The sequence below is a fragment of the Bradyrhizobium sp. AUGA SZCCT0177 genome, assembly GCF_018130125.1.
GTDB lineage: Bacteria > Pseudomonadota > Alphaproteobacteria > Rhizobiales > Xanthobacteraceae > Bradyrhizobium.
Genome location: NZ_JAFCMA010000010.1, coordinates 69,468 through 89,852 on the forward strand (window position 1 = coordinate 69,468; position 20,385 = coordinate 89,852).

Here is a 20,385-nt window from a genome sequence, read left to right on the forward strand (position 1 = left end):
GTCCTGCCTTCTGCGCGGTTGAACCATGGCGTTCGCCCGCGTAAAATGCGGCATGAACATCGCATCCGACCCCAAATCCATCCCAACCAGCACCCTGCTCTCGCCCGAGGCGAACCAGGCCGCCGCGCTGGCGAGCGTCACCGGCGTGCTGACCGTCGATCTCGACGCCATCGTCGCCAACTGGCGCAAGCTCGAAAAGACCGCCGTGCCGGCCGAATGCGCCGGCGTGGTGAAAGCGGACGCCTATGGCTGCGGCGCTGAACAGGTCGCGCGCGCGCTGGCCAACGCCGGCTGCAAGACGTTCTTCGTTGCGACGCTCGAGGAAGCCCGCGTGGTCCGTGAGGCTCTGCCCACCGTCACGATTTATACGCTCGACGGCTTCTTCCAGAACACCGGCGACGCCTACGCCAAGCTCGACTGCAAGCCCGTGATCGGCGATCTCAACGAACTCGCCGAATGGGACGTGTTCTGCCGCCGCTCGGGCTGGTCCGGCGGTGCGGCCATCCACATCGACACCGGCATGAACCGGCTCGGCCTGACCGTGACCGAGGCGCAAGGTATCATTCCGCGCATCAATGCCGGCGATCACGGCATCACGCTTGTGATGAGCCACCTCGCCTCCGCCGAACTCCTCAACAACCCGCTCAACGCCAAGCAGCTCACGACCTTCCGCGAAATCGCGAGCCTGTTCGCGGGCGTGCCGGCGTCGCTGGCGAATTCGTCCGGCGTTTTCCTGGGGCCGCAGTTCCAGTTCGAACTGGTGCGGCCGGGCGCCGCCGTCTACGGCATCAATCCGACACCGGAAGCCGACAATCCGATGCAGCCGGTCGTCGAATTGAAGGCGCGCATCGTGCAGATCCGCAATCTGGAAAAGGGCGAGACCGTCGGTTATGGCGGCACCTGGACCGCGCGGCGGCCGACGCGGGTCGCGATCGTCTCCGCAGGCTATGCCGACGGATATTTCCGCGCCGCCAGTTCGAATGACGGCAGCCGGGGCGCCGAGGTGGTGGTCGCCGGCAAGCGCTGCCCGATCGCGGGTCGCGTCTCGATGGACCTGATGGCGGTCGACGTCACCGATCTGGAGAAGAACGCCGTGCGGCGTGGCCACATGGTGACGCTGATCGGCGAAGGCATCACGGTCGATGAACTCGCCCATCATTTCGGCACCATCGGCTATGAAGTGCTGACCAGCCTCGGCAAGCGCTATGCGCGGATTTACAAGGGCGGCGAGGCAAAGCTGGAGGCGCCGTCGGTAACGGCGTCAACACCACCGGCAATCGAACCAGTGCCCGCGACCGCTGAACCGGCCGCCGCGCCAGCTCAGGCCCCGCCTCCGCTGCCGACCTGACAATTCCTGTCAGGCATGAAGATCGCCACCTTCAACATCAACAACATCAATCGCCGCCTGCCCAATTTGCTGCGCTGGCTGCGTTCGGCAAAACCGGATGTCGTGGCGTTGCAGGAGTTGAAATCGGCCGACGCCGATTTTCCGGCTGCTGCAATCGAGAAGGCCGGCTATGGCGCGGTGTGGCGCGGCCAGAAGACCTGGAACGGCGTCGCCATCCTGGCGCGCAACGCCGAACCGGTACTGACGCGGACCGCCCTGCCCGGCAACGCTGGGGATAACGAGGCGCGCTACATTGAGGCCGCCGTCAACGGCGTCATCGTCACCAGTCTCTATCTGCCGAACGGCAATCCGCAGCCCGGGCCGAAGTTCGACTACAAGCTCGACTGGTTCAAGCGGCTGCGCTCGCACGCCGCGAAATTCATCAAGCAGGATTTCCCCGTGGTGCTGGCCGGCGACTACAACGTCGCGCCGACCGAACTGGATATCTATCCGACCAAATCCTGGGACAAGGACGCGCTGATCCAGCCGAAAAGCCGTGCTGCGTTCAAGACGCTGACGGCGCAAGGCTGGACCGACGCCATCCGCACGCTGCATCCGTCAAAGCCGATGTTCACGTTCTGGGACTACAAGCGCAACCGCTGGCCGCGTGACGCGGGCCTGCGGCTCGATCATCTGCTGCTGAGCCCCGTGCTGGCGCCGCGCTTGTTGAAAGCCGGCGTCGACCGCAAGATCCGCGGCGAAGACAGCGCCAGCGATCACGCCCCAGCGTGGATCGTGTTGAAGTAGACGGCCAACGCCGCATTGCTTCCATTTGAAGCCAAGTTTCCTAAACTTCATTAGGGCTTTGCGGCTAGGCTCTCGCCGGAGGTCGTTGCCATGCCGCCTGCCCAGGCCGGTCCGGATTATCCCTATGGATCGACGCAGCTGCGGCCGCAGTGGCGCGACCGCTGGGCGCAGGGCCTCTCATTCGTGGTCGTGGCATGTGCCGGCACTTCACTGCTGATCTATCAGCATGTCTGGCCGCTTGAGCGGATGGCGCTGACGATCCTCTTTCCGGCGCTGCTCGGCATTACATTGGCCTTCGCGCCTGACCCTCCCGCCCTGATCTCGCGGCTGGCCAAGCGATTGACGGTGGCCGGCTGCGCCATCGGCACCTTGTCGGGCCCGTGGCTCGCGCCGATGATCCTCGCTGTACCGGCCTTGCTGGCCTCATCGGTCGCGATCGGCTGGCTCTACGGGGAACGCCGCCGTGACTGACAGCTCCGAATTCGTCGCGCTGGCGAGGACCACCCTCCTCATCGGGCCGACCCTCGCGGCCATGCTGATGCTGGTGTTGGTCCGATGCTCGCCGCGGCAGGCGACCGCGGCGATGCTGGGCGGCCTCTGGCAATTGCCGGCGCTCCTGTTGCTCAATTGGTACGCCCAGCAAGCGGGCTGGTGGCGGTTTCAACCTGATGCCGCATCCGTCCTCGGTCTGCCGGTCGATCTCTGGATCGGGTGGGCGATCTGGTGGGGACCGATCGCGGTGCTCGCCTCACGCAAATTGCCGATGCCACTCGTGATCGCCGGTCTGGTCGCCGCCGACATCATATCCATGCCGCTTCTCAAGCCTCTGGTGGTGCTCGGTGACAACTGGCTGATTGGCGAAATCGTCGCGGTCATCTTCGCGCTGCTTCCGGCGCTGATGCTTGCCCGCTTGACGGAAGCCGACCGCTTTCCCGTGTTGCGGACCTGTTTCCATGCGCTCGGTTGGGGCGGCTACATGCTGCTCGTGCTCCCGGCGTGTGTGCTGGCATGGGAGGGACGCGACTACATCGACGCGCTTGCGCAAGCCACGCCGTGGCGATGGATCGTGGCGCTCCTGATCGGACTGCCCTCGCTGCTGATCGGCTGGGCCGCCGCGCACGAATTCGCATTGGTCGGCCGGGGAACGCCGATCCCCTACGATCCGCCGAAACGCGTTGTGACCAGTGGCCCCTACGCATCGATTGCCAATCCGATGCAGCTGACATCGGCATTGGTGATGGCGGCGCTCGCGATCCTGGTGGCTTCGCGCGCGGCCTGGTCGCTGCCGATCATGTTTCTAGTGTTCGACGGCATTTTCGCCGCCTGGTACAACCGCGCCCACATCGCACTCGCCATGCCGGAAGACTGGGAGCGTTATCGTGCCGAGGTCCGCGACTGGCGCTTTCGGCGCCGTCCCTATATCGCGCGCACCGCGACGCTGCATTTTCCTGACTCCGGTCGCGACGCCAAGGCGTGGGCCTGGCTGATGCGGCGCGCCGCCGACGGGCTGACCATCGAGGTAGCACCCGCGCGTCCAAGCCTCGAGCGCCAGCGCATCGTTTATGTCAGCAGCGATCCCGATCTCGATGCCGTCGGCATCGCCGCGTTCGGGCGCGCGCTCGAGCATCTCGGCGGCATCCCGGCCTTCATCGGCTGGATGTTTCGCCTGCCGGGCGCCAATCATTTCGTCGAACTCGTCACCTTCCTCGTGCCATTGCGACGCCTGAACACGCGGCTCGCGCTCTGGTCCAGGTCGTGACGGCTGCGTGCGGCGTTACCCGCCGAATTTCTTGTGCAGCATGACGCCAAGAATATTGGAGTAATCGTCGGTCCACAGCGCGCTCGACCGGTCCGGCTGCAACGGCGTCCAGCTTGCGGCAACGCTGCCGGTGGCGGCCGCATCGCGCGCCAGGACAACGAGGCGTGCATTGGCTTTCATCGTGGTCAGCAGATCGCCGGCGCTGGTATCTTCGCGCAGGTAGGCGACAAGCCCAAGGGATTGCGCGACGTTACCCACAACAGGCGCGAGATCGAAGTACCGGTTGGAGATATGCACCACGATCACACCATGCGGCGTGAGCTTTGAAAGATAACCCGCAACCGCTTCGCGCGTCAGCAGATGCACCGGAATCGCATCCGACGAGAACGCATCGAGCACGATCAGATCATAGCGGTCGGTTGATGCCTCCAGCGTCAGGCGCGCGTCGCCGGCGACAATAGGCGCATCGGGGGCGCATTTCGACAGGAACTCGAAGCGACGCGGATCGCGCGCGATCCGGATCACTTCGGGGTCGATCTCGAAGAAGGTCCAGCGCTCCCTACCCTTGCGATGACAGGCCAGCGTGCCGGTACCGAGGCCCACGACGGCCACATGGTCAAGGCTGCCCCGCGCGGCACGGGCGGCGCCAATGGCTTCCGCGTACGGACCACCCGGATAGTAATAGGTCTGCGGCAAGAGCGGTCCGGTGACCGGCGTGCCATCATCGTTGCGCAACCGCTGCGCGCCATGAATGGTGGTGCCGTGGTAGAGCAAACGGGCACTGCCGCCGTTGATCTCTGCGACCTTATGGACGCCGAAGAAACTGCGCGCGGTTTCGATCGGCGCAATGCCGGGCCGCCACAGGGCGGTCACCGCAAAACTCAGGATCACGAGCCCGACGAAGCGCATCGGCCGTTGCCGCTGAAACAGCGTCGCCGCTGCCAGCAGCGCCAGCAGCACCTGGAAAGCCAGTTCCAATGTCGCCGGCGGCTGATAGCGCGTGACGTACCAGACCAGCGCCAGCGCTGCGCTGATCGCAAGCCATGGCAACGCGCCGGTCAGCGCCTTGCGGACGCCTCCGGTAAAAATGCCAGGCGCGCACAACAGCGCGAGCGCGATCAGGATCGGATATTCGTAATTGCCATTGAAGATCTGCGGCGCGACCAGCCCCGCAAAGGCGCCACCGATCACCCCGCCAAGTGACGTGCAGAGATAGAACTCCGTCAACCGCCGCGGGCTCGGCCGCCGCGCGTAAAGTTCGCCGTGGCACATCAGCGTCAGCAGCGCGAAGACGACGAGGTTGAGGGCGATGGTCGTCAGCCAGAACACCTTCTCACCGCCGATCAGGCTGACCGCGAGCGGCGCCACCGCGAACGGAACGAAGCGCACCACATTGGCGTGGCCGATCCATGGCCGCTCGCGGAACACGGCGACGAAAGTCAGCAGATAAATCGCAAGCGGCACCACCCACAGGAATGGTGCGGCGGCGATATCGGTCGTCAGATAGGCAGTGACCGCGATGACGAGCCCCGATGGCACGGCGGCGAGAGCGATCCACCGCATCCGTTCGCCGGTACTCGCGCGCATATCGTCAGAAACCTCGACCTTTGCGGCGACAGGCTTCGCGCGCGACGTCAACACCGCGACCAGGCTCAGGAGCATGGCGAGCAGCGCAAAACCTATCGACCACGCCGCAGCCTGCGTCTTCAACGTGAGAAACGGTTCGATGACGACGGGATAGGCGAACAGCGCCGCGAACGAACCAAGGTTGGACGCGGCGTAAAGAACGTAGGGATTGCCGGCCCGGCTGTGCCCGCTGCCTGCGAACCAGCTTTGCAGCAGCGGCGCGCTGGCCGACAGCGTGAAGAATGGCAGGCCGATCGAGACCGCGAACAGGCCGAACAGCCAGAGCGCCGTCCCATCCGATGGCGGAACACCCCATCCAGGTGCGATCGCGATCGGCAGCATCGTCGCGGTTGCGCCGAGCAGCGCAAGGTGGAACACTGCAGCCCAACGCGGCGGAAGCACACGGTTCAGCAGATGCGCGTAGGCATAGCCGCTGAGCAGCACGGTCTGGAAAAACACCATCGCCACCGACCACACCGCGGGAGCGCCGCCGAGCTTCGGCAACACCATCTTGGCGAACATCGGCTGGATCGAGAACAATAGCAGCGCCGAGACGAACAGCGTCGCGACATACAGCAGCGGCGTCAGCCGGACCACCATCGCCTGCCGATCGCAGTCGGGCGAAATCCGATCGGAAGCATTAAAAAGCGACATAGTCCCCCTGGCACACCGGCAATTTAGGGTTGCACGGTAGCCAATCAGTCCTGAGCAAAGTCTTAATCCGGCTGCCGGGAACCGCTAACCTGCGCCATGGTAAAGGCCGCCTTGCCAGGTTCCAGCCTTCGCTCGCGAAGCGCGTGAAGGCTGCCGCGCCAAAGCCGCAGGCGAAGGCGGGCTGCTCGGCCCGCGAGCTACGGCTCGGCAAGGCAAATGCCCCGCGGATCAGCCCTTCTTAGTATGGCCCCAGATCTGGTCCCAGTCCTCGCCCGCAGCATCGACGACACGGCCGTCGGCCTCGAAGAACTTGTTCGGGACCTGGAAGATCGCCAGCATCAGCCCGCCCTCGGGGCACCAGGCGACGTGACGGCTGCCCTGCTCGCGCCAGATGTATTCGCCGGCCTTGCATACGATGCCCTCGGCCGGCCCCTCCTTGTCGACCAGGCTGCCTTCGAGCACGTAGGTCTGCTCGATGTTGACATGCTCATGGTCGGGCAGCACCGCGCCGGGTTGAAACCGCATCAGCGCGGTCATCAGGCCGGTCTTGCGATCGAACAGCAGCGTCTTGGCTTCGCAACCGGGGAAACGGGTCTTCTGCCACTCCATGTCGGCCGGGCGAACGAGATGCGAATGCGTGTCTGCGGTCTCTGGGTGTTTCGGCGTCACGGCGTCCATGGCGATCCTCCGTTTTTTTGGATTTGAGGCGATCCTAGCAGCTTTGCCCGCGACCGCCAGCCGGGGGAACCCGCATGCTGCCTTGCTGGCGCCCGCCCGCAATTGTAGGCTCGACAAGCCTGCCCCTCCCGCGACGCATGGTGAACAATGGCGGCGCTGCAACATTCGCGTTTCTGCAAGGGCTGCTGGGAGCAGATGCACATGCCCGTTCCGCTCCGCGGGGTCATCTCGGTGCCGTTCCGGGCGTTTGGCGTTCGCCCCAGCCGAATGAACCCCAACACCTGCACCATCTGCGAGCTGATGTTCACGAAGGTGATGCGAGCCCGCAAGATCACCATCGACGCGACCGTGATGTTTGCCGATCTGCGCGGCTATACCAGCCTGTCCCAATCGAAGTCGGCGGAGGCCGTCTCGGGCCTGCTCGACGCGTTCTATGATGAGTGTGCGGGCGCGATCTGGGCGCATGAGGGGCTCCTCAACAAGACGATTGGCGATGCCGTCATGGCCGTCTTCAATTTTCCGTTGCGGCGCGATGACCATGTCCGCAATGCCCTGCTCGCGGCACGCGATATCCAGAGGAACTGGCGCGAGCGGCGCGACAGCCTTGCAGTGGCCCTCGGCCTGAACGCCGGCGAACTCGGGATCGGCATCGGCATTCACGCTGGCGAACTCAGTTTTGGCGAATTCGGCCGGTCACACCGCGACCTCACCGCCATCGGCACCGTCGTCAACACCGCTTCCCGCGCGCAGTCGGTCGCCGAAGCCGACCAGATTCTCGTGACGCAGGAGGTCTATCAGCGCGCCCGACCGGATTTGCAGGAGAGTCATTCGAAGACCTTTCAGCTCAAGGGATTCGATGCCCCGATCGAGCTTTACGCGGCATAGCCCTGCCTCGCTTTCCAGCGGTCCTTGCTCACCAGAGGTTCTTGCCGTCGATGACCGTCACCGGCACGGTGTCGAGATCGACATCGTCGAACAGCCGCGCATTGACGCCGACCTTGGGATTTTCGAAATCCGGTTTACCCGTCGACCAATCGGGCGATTCCCCATAGGTCCCGCAGCCGCAATTGGCGCAGAAATGATGCTTGATGGTGCGGCTGCCCCACAAATAAGTGGCGACATTTTCCGGCGGCGAGGTCAGACGAAATTGCGCGGGCGTGTAATAGGCCCATAGCGCGCCGCGCTTCGAACATAGCGAACAGGTGCAGCGGGTCACGTCGGCCGGCATCTCGTTCACCTCGAATTGCGTCTGGCCGCAATGGCAGCTTCCCTTGATTGGCACGATCTGTTCCCTTCCGATTGATCCGACACGGCGAGGTTCATAAACGGTGCCTGCTGCCAGCATGCTGTCAGCAGCAAGCAACGTCGTGTCTCCATAACGCCGCCAAAGGTGACCGGGTTGCATTGCCGCTGCGTCGCGAAAGTTGCTAGCTTTCCGGTCCCGCCGGATCGAGTCGGGAGCAAGTCTTCGGAGTAAGTCTTGGGAGCAAGTCTTGGGTTTCCTCTTCGTCCTCACGGTCGGGCTTCTCGCCGGTACCATCAGCGGCATCGTCGGCACCGGCTCGTCGATCATGCTGATGCCGGTGCTGATCTATCAATACGGGCCGAAGGAAGCCGTGCCGATCATGGCGGTGGCGGCCGTGATGGCGAACCTGTCGCGTATCCTGGCCTGGTGGCGTGAGGTCGACTGGCGTGCCTGCCTCGCCTACTCGATCACCGGAATTCCGGCTGCGGCGCTCGGCGCCCGGACGCTGCTGGCCTTGCCGTCGCACGCCGTCGATATCGCGATCGGGCTGTTTCTGATCGCGATGGTGCCGGTGCGGCACTGGCTTGACCGACACCAGCTTAAAGCGCGGCTCTGGCATCTGGCGGTCGGCGGCGCTGTTATCGGCTATCTCACCGGCATCGTGGTGTCGACCGGCCCGCTCAGCGTGCCGCTGTTTCTGTTTTACGGGCTGAACAAGGGCGCGTTCCTCGCCACCGAAGCCGCAAGCTCGCTCGGGCTCTATCTCAGCAAATCGGTTACCTTCGAACGCTTCGGCGCGCTGACATCAGATGTGGCGCTGAAAGGCCTGGTTGCAGGCTCCTCGCTGATGTTCGGCGCCTTCATTGCCAAGCGCTTCGTGCTGCACCTGCAGCCCAACATGTTCCGCCTGCTGATGGACGGCATCATGCTGGCGGCGGGACTTTCCCTGCTTTGGTCGGCCTTCACTGTTTGAAAAATCCGCTCGTTCCGATCTGAACCAACCCTTCGGTCCAGGAGACGAAGTGACGTGCATCACATCCAATTTCGGATGAGGCCTTAGACGTTGCGTGGCGTGAACACTCATGTTCAGCCACAGGAGATTTAGAAATGAACAGGGGCATTATCGGCGCCGTCGTTGCCGTCATCGCCATCGGCCTGATTGCAGCCGGAAGCTGGTACACCGTCGATCAGACCGAGCGCGGCGTGCTGCTGCGCTATGGCGCTGTTATCGGCACCGCACAGCCGGGCCTCGGCTTCAAGATCCCGCTGATCGACAGCGTCGAGAAGGTAAGCGTCAAGACCACGACCTTCTCCTGGGACAAGATGAATTCCTATTCCTACGACCAGCAGCCCGCCGATCTCAAGATCAGCGTCACGTTGCGGGCATCGCCGGAAAAAGTAACGGATCTCTATGCCAAATTCGGCCGGCTGCAGGCGGCGGTCAATCAGGTGGTCAGCCCTGCCGTCAACCAGCAGGTCAAGATCGTATTCGGCCGCTATACCGCGGTGAAAGCCATTCAGGAGCGCGGCGCCCTCAACAACGCGATCCGGGACGCCATTACCGCTTCGCTCAAGGATGATCCGATGATCATCGTCGAGAGCGTGCAGCTCGAGAACATCGAGTTCAGCTCGACCTATCTGCATTCGATCGAGCAGCGCATGCTGGCCGAAGTCGAGGTGCAGAAGCTGCAGCAGAACGCCGAGCGCGAGAAGGTTCAGGCGCAGATCACGGTCACGCAAGCCAACGCCAAGGCCAACGCCGTCCGCGCCGAAGCGCAGGCCTCCGCCGACGCGTTGCGGCTGAACGGTGAAGCCCGCGCCACCAACATCAAGCTGACCGGTGAAGCCGAAGCCGCCGCGATCGAAGCCCGCGCCAAGGCGCTCGGCACCAACCCGAACCTCGTCACCCTGGTGCAGGCCGAGCGCTGGAACGGTGTGCTGCCGACCACCATGGTGCCCGGCTCCGCGGTGCCGTTCGTCTCGGTCAAATAATCTTCGAAAACATCCGGAAGCGGTGATGCCTGGGATCGCGATCTCAGGCATCATCGTCTCAGGAGCAGGTCCCATGCGGAATGTCATCACCATGGCGGGCATCGCGATCGCTTTCGCCCTCGTCACGCCTGCGTCGCAAGCCGCGACGCCGGCGTCGCAAGCCGCGGAGAGCTTCGACGGTCTCTGGGCCAGGACCGCGAAGGACTGCCGCAACAAGGAAGGCCCCGACAGCAAAACGCTCATCGACATGAGCAAGCCGATCGGCGGCAAGCCGGCGCCGATGGTCGACCAATATGAAAATCACTGCCGGATCGACCGCAAGACCGTGGCCGGAGACGGCATCAATCTCTCGGTCACCTGTTTTGAATTCTGGGATTATTTCAACAAGGGCATCGAACCACGCAAAGCGACCGTCAAGCTCGCGCCCGGCCCGAACGGCACCATCAAGATCGACGGCAAGCCGTATCTGCGCTGCAAGGCCGGGAGTGGTGCCGCCAGGCGCTAGGCGCAGACCGTTTGCCTGAACCCCCGGTTGATACACACCGCAACAGAAAGTGTTCGACTGCTTCCGGTTACGTCAGTCCATTTCATGCGGGACCGCATGCTAACGTGCGAACCTCGATCCCTTCCTGGAATTGATAATCGTGGGCGCATTGATCTTCGACTTCGACGGCGTCATCGCTGACAGCGAGGCGATCGCCAATACCGTTCTGGCGGAAACGGTCACCGGCCTCGGTCATTCAACAACGCTCGACCAGGCGCTTGCGCGCTATTCCGGCCGGAGATGGGATGAAGCCGTGGCTGAGATCGAGGCGGCAATCGGAAAACCGCTACCTGCGGATTTCTCCAACCAGCTCAAGCTTGCCACCTTCGAGCGGTTCCGGGCTGATTTGAAGGAAGTGAGTGGCGCTTCGGATTTCATCAGGCGTTTTTCCCACCTGCCCCGGTGCATCGCCTCGTCCAGTTCGATGGATCGGCTGCAGCTGTGCCTTTCGGTATTGGCGCTGGAAGCGGAATTCGGCAGTCATGTTTTCAGTGCCGATATGGTCGCGCGAGGAAAGCCGCATCCGGACATCTTTCTGTTCGCTGCAGGCAAATTGGGCGTAGGCCCGGAGAAATGTCTTGTGATCGAAGACAGCGCAAGTGGGATCAGGGCGGCGGTTGCCGCTGGCATGACCGTCGTCGGGCTGTGCGCGGCAAGTCATATTCGCGATGGCCATGATCTCAGGCTGCGCGATGCCGGCGCCGTCCACCTGGCGCATTCGTGGTCGGACGTCGAGCACGTCGCCCTGCAGTTTTTCAAGAGCTAGGCCGCCCGCAAACGCCGTCAGCGAAGGCGCAGGCCGGGGCATCGCGACCCGCATTTGAAAAACGCCGCCGGATGACATCATGCTGACGCCAACAATGCCCGGTACCGTGGCATAATGCATGATCCGATCAATTCGGCCTTGAGGGCGATGTCTTGAGCGCAATAGCTGATGTGGCTGCTATCACCGATACCGGCAACCGGGTGACAGGGAAAACCGACGTCCGGCAAGATACCCTGAAATTCGCGGAGGCCGCGCTTACCGACAGCAAGCGCGAGGGCTTGCTGCTCGCCGTTCGGGCCCGTTGGGTTGCACTGGCGGTGACGGCCGCAACCCTGCCGATCATCAATCCGGAATGGGAAGTTCTCTATTACGTCCTGATGCTCGGCCTGTTCGCCCTGATCGGCTGGGCCCAGCTCAAGGTCGGCAAGGCCGAGCGGTCGTGGCCGGAGCTTATTCTGATATTTTGCGACCTGCTGCTGATGACCTTCCTGACCGTCGTGCCAAATCCCTGGAGCACGGTCGATTGGCCGCTTGCGATGCAGTACAGATTCGACAGCTTCATCTACTTCTTTGTTTTCCTGGGCACCGCGACGCTGGCCTATTCATGGCGCACCGTCGTGGCGATGGGGTTCTGGACATCGGCGCTGTGGGCGATCGGCGTCGGCTGGGTTTACCTGCAGCCACAAACCCACGCCGCGCTGTCGGAACTGGTGCGGGCCGCTGTCGGCTCCGACGTCAGGCTGTTCGATATCATCGACCCCTCGTCGATCGGCTTTGGCGCGCGGTTCCAGCAGATCACCGTCTTCCTGATCGTCGCCATGACGCTGGCGCTGGCGGCGCGACGCTCGAACGCCCTGCTGATCAGCCACGCCGGCATCGAACGCGAACGCACCAACCTTGCGCGCTATTTCTCTCCCAATGTCGTCGAACAGCTGTCGAAAAACGACGATCCGCTCAAACAGGTGCGAACGCAGAATGTCGCGGTACTGTTCGCCGACATCGTCGATTTCACCGCCTATGCGGACGGCCGCAGCCCGATGCAAGTGATCGGGACGCTGCGGCAGTTCCACGAGCGGATGGAACGGGAAGTGTTCCGGCACTTGGGAACGCTGGACAAATATCTCGGTGACGGATTGATGGCGACGTTCGGCACGCCCTTCACCAGCGATTCCGACGCCGGCAACGCGCTGCGCTGCGCGCAGGCCATGATCGGGTCGATCGCTGAACTCAACCGCGAACGAAAAACCCGCGACGAGCCGCCGATCCAGCTCAGCATCGGATTGCATTTTGGTCAGGTCGTGCTCGGCGACATCGGCCTGAACCGGCTTGAATTTGCTGTCATCGGCACGGCGGTGAACGCCGCCAGCCGCCTTGAGGCGCTGACCCGCGAATACGGCTGCGCCCTGGTGGCCAGCGACGAACTGGTGCAGCGAGCGCGGGCAGAAACCGGCAGCTCAAACGCCGACTTCTTGCACCTTGTCAAAAAGCCGCCACGGACCATTCGCGGTCTCGAGCAACCGGTTGGGATCTGGACGCGGGATTACGATGCGTCTTGAGCAACGACGCCAAAGCAGCGGCCACGGTTCGAGGTTGACCTTGCACCGTTTCAGGGCGCATAGGCCACCGCAGATTTGAACCCGCGTATGGCTGACCCAATGCCCCGATCCAAACAAAATCAAAATGAGTCCTTCTACGTCGAACCGCGCAGCGGCGAGCGTTATCCGCTGGATGTTCCGCGCTGGTGCGCCGACGGGCAAAAGCCGCTGCTGATCAACCCGCAACCCGGTATCACCAGAGACGACATCGATCGCGGCACGCGGTCGCTATGGCGCTATCGGGCCTCGCTGCCGGTCGAGATTGCAAAACCGATTTCGCTCGGGGAAGGCTGCACGCCGCTGGTGCAAAAGGAATGGGACGACTTCCGGCCGTTTTTCAAGCTGGAATGGTTCAACCCGACCTGCAGCTTCAAGGACCGCGGCACCACGGTCATGCTGTCCTATGTGCGGCAGCTCGGCATCGATGCGGTGCTCGAAGACAGTTCTGGTAATGGCGGCGCGTCGGTTGCGGCCTATGGCGCAGCCGGCGGCATGCGGGTGAAGATCCTCGCACCCGCCTATACGTCGCCCGCCAAGGTCGCGCAGGTTCGCGCCTATGGCGCCGAGGTGCAGCTTGTCGAAGGGCCGCGCGAGGAGTCCCAGCGCGAGGCGATCCGCCAGTCCAGCGAGATCTTCTACTCCAGCCACAACTGGCAGCCGTTCTTCCTGCAGGGGACCAAGTCGGTCGCCTATGAGATTTGGGAAGATTTCAACTTCACGGCGCCCGACAACATCATCATCCCGGTCGGCGCGGGCAGCAACCTGCTCGGCTGCCACATCGGGTTCTCCGAGTTGCTCGCCGCCGGCCAGATAAGCAAACTTCCAAGACTGTTCGCCGCGCAGCCGCTCAACTGTTCGCCGCTGGATGCGAGCTTCCAGGCCGGCGTCGACACGCCGGTCGACCGCGCCGTCCGCACGACGATCGCGGAAGGCACCGCGATCGCGCATCCGCTGCGGCTCAAGGAAATGATCCACGCCTTGAAGGACAGCGGCGGGCAATCGATCGCAGTTTCCGAAGACGAGATCATCTCAGCCCTGAGGCGGCTCGCGCGGCTCGGCCTGTTCGTCGAGCCCACCTCAGCAGGTGTCGCCGCGGCGTTCGCCAAGCTCACGGCGCGAGGCGTCATTGCGGAGCGCGAAAGCACGGTGGTGTTGATCTCGGGAACGGGCATCAAGACGGCGTCCACGATTGCCGAGCTGTTTTGATTCCGGCTTTGCACCTCCCAGCCTTTGACTTGGCTCCGGAACCACTATAGAACAAAATAAGAACATTCGCTCACCGGGACTTCATGGCCAAATCCACCCTCTCCTTTGTCTGCCAGAACTGCGGCGCGGCGTTTAATCGCTGGCAGGGCAAGTGCGAGTCCTGCGGCGAGTGGAACACGCTGACCGAGGAGGACACGACCGGCGCCACCTCGATGCCGGTCTCGATCCGCTCCAAACGCAGGGGAAGAACTTTCGCGCTGGAATCGCTGACCGGCAAAAGCCAGGACGCGCCCCGCCTCTCCTCCGGCATGGTCGAACTCGATCGCGTCACCGGCGGCGGCTTTGTCCGCGGCTCGGTGCTGCTGGTCGGCGGCGATCCCGGCATCGGCAAATCGACGCTGCTGACGCAGGCCACCAGCATGATGGCGCGTGCGGGGCATCGCGCGGTCTACATTTCAGGCGAAGAAGCCGTCGCCCAGGTGCGGCTGCGCGCCGAGCGGCTCGGCCTTGCCGACGCGCCGGTGCAGCTCGCCGCCGAGACCTCCGTCGAAGACATCGTCTCGACGCTGTCCGAGGGCGCGGTGCCGCGCCTGATCGTGATCGATTCGATCCAGACCATGTGGACCGATACGGTGGAATCAGCCCCCGGCACGGTCACCCAGGTCCGCGCTTCGGCGCAGGCGCTGATTCGGTTTGCCAAGAAGTCCGGCGCCACGATCATCCTGGTCGGTCACGTGACCAAGGACGGCCAGATCGCCGGCCCCCGCGTGGTCGAGCACATGGTCGATGCGGTGCTGTCGTTCGAGGGCGAAGGCTCGCAGCAATTCCGCATCCTGCGCGCGGCGAAGAACCGCTTCGGCCCGACGGATGAAATCGGCGTGTTCGAGATGACGGGCCTCGGCCTGCGTGAGGTCTCGAACCCCTCCGAATTATTCCTGTCGGAACGCGACCTCGGCAGTCCCGGCACCGCTGTGTTTGCCGGCATCGAGGGCACCCGCCCGGTGCTGGTGGAATTGCAGGCGCTGGTGGCGCCGACCACCCTCGGCACGCCCCGGCGCGCCGTGGTCGGCTGGGACCCGAGCCGGCTCTCGATGGTGCTGGCGGTGCTGGAGGCCCATTGCGGGGTCAAACTGTCCGGCTACGACGTCTATCTGAACGTGGCCGGCGGCCTGCGGATCCAGGAGCCTGCGGCCGACGTCGCGGCCGCCGCCGCGCTGGTGTCGTCGCTGGTCAACGCGCCGCTGCCGACGGATGCGGTCTATTTCGGCGAGATTTCGCTGTCCGGCGCGGTCCGGCCGGTGGCGCAAACCTCGGCGCGGCTGAAGGAGGCGGCAAAACTCGGCTTTGGCCGCGCAATACTGCCCGAATCGGCGCGTGGCGAGGCCGGCGGCGACGCGGGCCTTGTGCTGAACAGCGTCGGCGGATTGACCAGCCTGGTCGCCGAAATTGCCGCGCGCGGCACGCCCAGAGCCAATCGAGAGGGTAACCGCGAGGCCAATCGCGAGGGCCCAGCGGAGAAAAATGCCACACCGGCGCGATTCCGTCGCGAGAACGGCTAAAGCGGCGTGACGTTACGCCCCCTCGCCGCTATACAACGCGCGCGAAAGGCGCGTGGGATGGCGTGATATCCGGCCTTGCGGGACACGCCATATGACCATCACCTAGAACGGCACCGACACGCCGATTCGCAAGACTTTGAGCATTTACGAGCGGACCTGACCAGCCGATGCCGATAACGATACTCGATCTCGTCCTGCTTGGTGTGATGCTGATTTCGGGGCTGCTCGCCATGGTGCGCGGCTTCATGCGCGAGATTCTGTCGATCGCAGCCTGGGGCGCGGCAGCTCTGGTCACGCTGTATGCTTTCTCCAAGCTGCTGCCGACCGCCAAAACTTATTTCAATAACGACACGGTCGCGGCCGTGGTGGTGGTGGCCGGCACCTTCATCGCCACACTGGTCGTGGTGTCCATCATTACGGTGCGGATTTCGGACATGATCCTGGATTCCCGGATCGGCGCGCTGGATCGTACGCTGGGGTTCCTGTTCGGGCTGGCCCGCGGCCTCCTGATCGTGGTTGTCGCCTTCCTGTTCTTCAGCTGGCTGGTTCCGGACAAGCAGCGACCCGACTGGATCACCGGGGCGAAGTCCCGGATGGTGCTGCAGGGAACCGGCGATTGGTTAATGGCGCTCTTGCCTGACGACCCTGAGAACACCATCTTAAAGAGATTCAAGAAGAATAAACCCGACGACGATTCAACTGACGCCGAGCCGGCAGCCCCGGCGTCCGGCGATGGCTACAGCAAACCTGCCCGCGACGGCCTTAAAAAGCTGATCGAGAAACCTGCGAGCAAGTAACTCTTGGCCAAAAGAGAGGCGATGGACGCGATGCAAAACCCTTCCGATCCCGCCGAGCAACTTGACCGAAACTCCGGTCCGATCGATTTGCAGGACGATCTCGAAGGCGACACGCTACGCGAGGAATGCGGCGTGTTCGGCATCTTCGGCCATCCCGAGGCCGCCGCCATCACTGCACTCGGACTACACGCCCTTCAACACCGAGGCCAGGAAGCCGCCGGCATCGTCTCCTTCGACGGCAGCCGCTTCCACAGCGAACGCCGACTCGGCCTCGTCGGCGATACGTTCTCCCGCCGCGAAGTGATCGAGCGCCTGCCCGGCAACGCTGCCGTCGGCCATGTCCGCTATGCCACCACCGGCGCCACCATCCTGCGCAACGTGCAGCCGCTGTTCGCCGAGCTCAATGCCGGCGGTTTCGCGGTCGGCCATAACGGCAACCTCACCAACGGCCTGACGCTGCGCCGCGAACTCGTGCTCCACGGCGCCATGATGCAGTCGACCACCGACACCGAAGTGATCCTGCATCTGGTCGCGCAATCGAAACGCACCCGCTTCATCAACCGCTTCATCGAGGCGCTGAGCACGATCGAGGGCGCCTATTCGCTGGTGTCGCTGACCAACAAGAAACTGATCGGCGCGCGCGATCCACTCGGCATCCGGCCGCTCGTGCTCGGCGACCTCGACGGCCGCCCGATCCTCACCTCGGAGACCTGCGCGCTCGACATGATCGGCGCCAAATATGTCCGCGACATCGAACCCGGCGAAATCATCGTGTTCGACGACAAGGGCGCGCACAGCCACAAGCCGTTTCCACCCAGGCCGCCGCGGCCCTGCATCTTCGAATACATCTATTTCTCGCGGCCGGATTCCATCGTCGGCGGCCGTTCGGTTTATGAAGTGCGAAAAGCCTTCGGCGCGCAGCTCGCGCGCGAAAGCCGTGTCGAGGTGGACGTCGTGGTGCCGGTGCCGGATTCCGGTGTGCCCGCCGCGATCGGTTACGCCCAGCATTCCGGCGTGCCGTTCGAACTCGGCATTATCAGAAACCACTATGTCGGCCGCACCTTCATTCAGCCGACCCAGAGCGTGCGCGAACTCGGCGTGCGCATGAAGCATTCGGCCAACCGCGCCGCGATCGAAGGCAAGCGCATCATCCTGATCGACGACTCGCTGGTGCGCGGCACCACCTCGAAGAAGATCGTGCGCATGATGCGCGACGCCGGCGCGCGCGAAGTGCATTTCCGCCTCGCCTCGCCGCCGATCCTCTACCCCGATTATTACGGCATCGACCTGCCGGACCGCGGCGGACTCCTTGCCGCTACGCATTCCCTCGAGGAGATGCGCGAGATCATCGGCGCCGATTCACTGGCGTTCCTGTCGATCGACGGCATGTACCGCGCGATGGGCGAACCCGGCCGCGATCCCGCCAATCCGAAATTCTCGGACCATTGCTTCACGGGCGCCTACCCGACCCACCTCACCGACCAGAGCGAAACCGAGCCGTCGCCCCGTCAATTGTCGTTGCTGGCGGAGGCGAGTTGACTGTGTCGTCCCGGCCTAGGGCGCAATTGCGCTCCGGGGCCGGGACCCATAACCACCGGCCTTCGTTTTTCGAACGCCATTTGATACAACCACCAATCGCCTCATAACCGTCACGGCGTATGGGTCCCGGCCTTCGCCGGGACGACGTTTTTGCTAGAGCTTCTTCTATGCCCCAATCCCTCGCCTCCCGTATCGCTCTCGTGACCGGCGCCTCGCGCGGCATCGGCTATGCCACCGCGCGCGCGCTTGCCAAGGCCGGCGCGCATGTCGTGGCGGTGGCGCGCACGCAAGGCGGGCTGGAAGAGCTCGACGACGAGATCCGCAAGGACGGCGGCAGCGCCACGCTGGTGCCGCTCAACCTCACCGACTCCGACGGCATCGCCCGGCTTGGGGCGGCGCTGCACGAGCGTCACGGCAAGATAGACATTCTCGTCGGCAATGCCGGCGTCGCCGGCCCTTCCTCGCCGCTCGGTCATATCGAGCTGAAGCCGTGGAACGACGTGATGGCGGTCAACGTCACCGCGAACTTTCAATTGATCCGATGCATGGAACCGCTGCTAAGGCAGTCCGACGCCGGCCGCGCCGTGTTCGTCACTTCCGGCGCCGCCAACAAGGCCAGCGCCTATGTCGGTCCCTACGCCGCCTCGAAGGCCGCCCTCGAAGCCCTGGCGCGCGCCTGGGCACAGGAGACCGCGAGCACCAATCTCCGCGTCAACCTTTTCAGCCCCGGCCCGATCCGCACGAAGATGCGCGCCACGGTATTCCCCGGCGAAGACCCCGCGACGCTGGACACGCCGGAGCAGGCAGCGGAGTTCATCGTGCCGATGTGCGCGCCCGACTGGACCGAAACCGGCAAGCTCTACGATTACAAGACGCGCACGCTGATGGACTTTCGCGCGCCGGCTTGAACTCTCTCCACGTCATTGCGAGCCAACGGGACGCCCGAATGCGCGCCCGATGACAGGCTTCGCGAAGCAATCCATTCTTCCTTTGCGTGACGCCATGGATTGCTTCGCTTCGCTCGCAATGACGGTGTCATACCGTTGACTCCTCCCCCTCCCCGCGATTGACTGCCCGCGCAAGCGGGAGCAACCCGCCAAGAAGATCAAGGGAGGAAGCATCATGCCGATGCATCATCGCGCGCGCTCGATACCTGCCATCCAACATCTCACCAGAACCATTTTCGCAGGCGTCGCGACCGCCATGCTGATGTCAGTTGCGGCGATGCCGCTTCCCGCGCTCGCCGGCGACATTCCGACCTTCGCGGTCGATGCATCCTGGCCGAAGCCACTGCCGAACAACTGGATTCTCGGCCAGGTCGGCGGCATCGCCGTCGACTCCAAGGACCACATCTGGGTCATCCATCGTCCGCGCTCGCTGACCGACGACGAAAAGGGCGCGACGCTGACCCCGCCCCGATCGAAATGCTGCGTCTCGGCGCCGCCGGTGCTGGAGTTCGACGCCGAGGGCAATCTGCTGCGCTCCTGGGGCGGTGCGGGCGAAGGCTATGAATGGGTCGGCCGCGAACATGGCATCGAAGTCGACGAGAAGGGTTTTGTCTGGGTCGGCGGCAACGCCGACAATGACAACGCGGTTCTCAAGTTCACCCTCGACGGCAAGTTCGTGATGCAGATCGGCAAGATCGCGCCGAGCAAGGGCTCCAACGACACCACGCAACTCGGCAAACCCGCCGAGACCGCGGTCGACAAGGATGCCAACGAGATCTACATCGCCGATGGGTACGGCAACCGCCGCGTCATCGTGTTCGACGCCACGTCAGGCGCCTACAAGCGGCATTGGGGCGCCTATGGCAGGCCACCGAACGACGACAAGCAGCCGCCCTATGATCCCAAGGCGCCGGCTGCCCAGCAATTCGCCAATCCCGTGCATTGCGTGAAGCTCACCAATGACGGGATGGTTTATGTCTGCGACCGCATCAACAACCGCATCCAGGTGTTCAAGAAGGATGGAACTTTCGTGAAGGAGTGGTTCTTCGAGAAGAACACGCTCGGCAATGGCGCGGTGTGGGACATCGCCGTCTGGCCCGATCCGAAACAGACCTGGCTGTTGAGCGCCGATGGCGAAAACAACGAAATCCGGGTGCTGAAGCGCGACGACGGTACCGTGGTCGGGAGTTTTGGACGCAGCGGCCGCAATGCCGGGCAGTTCCACTGGATTCACGCCATGGCCGTGGATTCCAAGGGCAACGTCTATACCGCCGAAGTCGACACCGGAAAGCGAATCCAGAAATTCAGGCTGACATCGGACGCGCTACGATAGGTGGATTGCC

19 protein-coding genes are annotated in these 20,385 nt (G+C 63.7%); 16 read left to right on the top strand and 3 right to left on the bottom strand.

From position 1 onward, the window contains the following. Positions 1–52 precede the first annotated feature (52 nt). The 4 genes from alr to JQ597_RS38285 all read left to right on the top strand — a co-directional run bounded on the left by alr (position 53) and on the right by JQ597_RS38285 (position 3,893). Positions 53–1,348: an alanine racemase gene (alr, locus tag JQ597_RS13780; RefSeq protein WP_212264811.1), complete on the top strand. Its 1,296-nt coding sequence runs from the start codon at positions 53–55 to the stop codon at positions 1,346–1,348. Between the two features lie 15 nt (positions 1,349–1,363). Continuing rightward, complete coding sequence (locus JQ597_RS13785; protein WP_212264812.1) at positions 1,364–2,134, top strand: exodeoxyribonuclease III; 771 nt, start codon at positions 1,364–1,366, stop codon at positions 2,132–2,134. Between the two features lie 90 nt (positions 2,135–2,224). After that, positions 2,225–2,605 carry a hypothetical protein gene (locus JQ597_RS13790; RefSeq protein ID WP_212264813.1) on the top strand — a complete coding sequence of 127 codons (381 nt, stop codon included), beginning with the start codon at positions 2,225–2,227 and terminating at the stop codon, positions 2,603–2,605. After that, positions 2,598–3,893: a methyltransferase family protein gene (locus tag JQ597_RS38285; RefSeq protein ID WP_212264814.1), complete on the top strand. Its 1,296-nt coding sequence runs from the start codon at positions 2,598–2,600 to the stop codon at positions 3,891–3,893. Before JQ597_RS13790 ends, JQ597_RS38285 begins: the two co-directional genes overlap by 8 nt. A 15-nt stretch (positions 3,894–3,908) precedes the next feature. On the opposite strand, the gene JQ597_RS13800 is transcribed toward JQ597_RS38285, so the two are convergent. After that, the gene (locus JQ597_RS13800) at positions 3,909–6,173 is read right to left on the bottom strand and encodes a fused MFS/spermidine synthase (RefSeq protein ID WP_212264815.1); all 2,265 of its coding nucleotides are present in this window, start codon (positions 6,171–6,173) and stop codon (positions 3,909–3,911) included. Between the two features lie 228 nt (positions 6,174–6,401). Next, positions 6,402–6,851, bottom strand: a complete 450-nt coding sequence (locus JQ597_RS13805) for a cupin domain-containing protein (RefSeq protein WP_212264816.1) — start codon at positions 6,849–6,851, stop codon at positions 6,402–6,404. A 156-nt stretch (positions 6,852–7,007) separates the two neighbouring features. On the opposite strand from JQ597_RS13805, the gene JQ597_RS13810 reads away from it, so the two are divergent. Then, on the top strand, positions 7,008–7,736 hold the full coding sequence (locus JQ597_RS13810) for an adenylate/guanylate cyclase domain-containing protein (protein WP_212264963.1): 729 nt from the start codon (positions 7,008–7,010) through the stop codon (positions 7,734–7,736). Between the two features lie 28 nt (positions 7,737–7,764). Here the strand turns inward: JQ597_RS13810 and JQ597_RS13815 are convergent, their stop codons facing one another. Beyond that, positions 7,765–8,133: a GFA family protein gene (locus tag JQ597_RS13815; RefSeq protein ID WP_212264817.1), complete on the bottom strand. Its 369-nt coding sequence runs from the start codon at positions 8,131–8,133 to the stop codon at positions 7,765–7,767. 211 nt (positions 8,134–8,344) lie between these two features. On the opposite strand from JQ597_RS13815, the gene JQ597_RS13820 reads away from it, so the two are divergent. The 11 genes from JQ597_RS13820 (at position 8,345) to JQ597_RS13870 (ending at position 20,375) form a co-directional block, all read left to right on the top strand. After that, positions 8,345–9,070 carry a sulfite exporter TauE/SafE family protein gene (locus tag JQ597_RS13820; protein WP_212264818.1) on the top strand — a complete coding sequence of 242 codons (726 nt, stop codon included), beginning with the start codon at positions 8,345–8,347 and terminating at the stop codon, positions 9,068–9,070. A 134-nt stretch (positions 9,071–9,204) separates the two neighbouring features. Continuing rightward, complete coding sequence (locus JQ597_RS13825) at positions 9,205–10,089, top strand: prohibitin family protein (RefSeq protein WP_212034038.1); 885 nt, start codon at positions 9,205–9,207, stop codon at positions 10,087–10,089. 73 nt (positions 10,090–10,162) lie between these two features. Further along, a complete protein-coding gene (locus tag JQ597_RS13830) occupies positions 10,163–10,594 on the top strand; it encodes a hypothetical protein (protein ID WP_212264819.1) in 432 nt (143 codons plus the stop codon). A gap of 139 nt (positions 10,595–10,733) precedes the next feature. Further along, complete coding sequence (locus JQ597_RS13835) at positions 10,734–11,399, top strand: HAD family hydrolase (protein ID WP_212264820.1); 666 nt, start codon at positions 10,734–10,736, stop codon at positions 11,397–11,399. A 152-nt stretch (positions 11,400–11,551) separates the two neighbouring features. Further along, positions 11,552–12,955: an adenylate/guanylate cyclase domain-containing protein gene (locus JQ597_RS13840; protein ID WP_212264821.1), complete on the top strand. Its 1,404-nt coding sequence runs from the start codon at positions 11,552–11,554 to the stop codon at positions 12,953–12,955. Between the two features lie 99 nt (positions 12,956–13,054). Continuing rightward, complete coding sequence (locus JQ597_RS13845; protein WP_212264822.1) at positions 13,055–14,200, top strand: threonine synthase; 1,146 nt, start codon at positions 13,055–13,057, stop codon at positions 14,198–14,200. Positions 14,201–14,283: 83 nt separating this feature from the next. Then, positions 14,284–15,759 carry a DNA repair protein RadA gene (radA, locus tag JQ597_RS13850; RefSeq protein WP_212264823.1) on the top strand — a complete coding sequence of 492 codons (1,476 nt, stop codon included), beginning with the start codon at positions 14,284–14,286 and terminating at the stop codon, positions 15,757–15,759. 167 nt (positions 15,760–15,926) lie between these two features. Next, the gene (locus JQ597_RS13855; RefSeq protein ID WP_192740670.1) at positions 15,927–16,556 is read left to right on the top strand and encodes a CvpA family protein; all 630 of its coding nucleotides are present in this window, start codon (positions 15,927–15,929) and stop codon (positions 16,554–16,556) included. 30 nt (positions 16,557–16,586) lie between these two features. Further along, on the top strand, positions 16,587–18,095 hold the full coding sequence (purF, locus tag JQ597_RS13860; RefSeq protein ID WP_212264964.1) for an amidophosphoribosyltransferase: 1,509 nt from the start codon (positions 16,587–16,589) through the stop codon (positions 18,093–18,095). Between the two features lie 167 nt (positions 18,096–18,262). Continuing rightward, positions 18,263–19,003 carry an SDR family NAD(P)-dependent oxidoreductase gene (locus JQ597_RS13865; RefSeq protein WP_212264824.1) on the top strand — a complete coding sequence of 247 codons (741 nt, stop codon included), beginning with the start codon at positions 18,263–18,265 and terminating at the stop codon, positions 19,001–19,003. A gap of 295 nt (positions 19,004–19,298) precedes the next feature. Then, positions 19,299–20,375 (top strand): NHL repeat-containing protein, encoded by a 1,077-nt coding sequence (locus JQ597_RS13870; protein ID WP_249147857.1) that lies wholly within the window; start codon positions 19,299–19,301, stop codon positions 20,373–20,375. Positions 20,376–20,385: the final 10 nt, after the last annotated feature.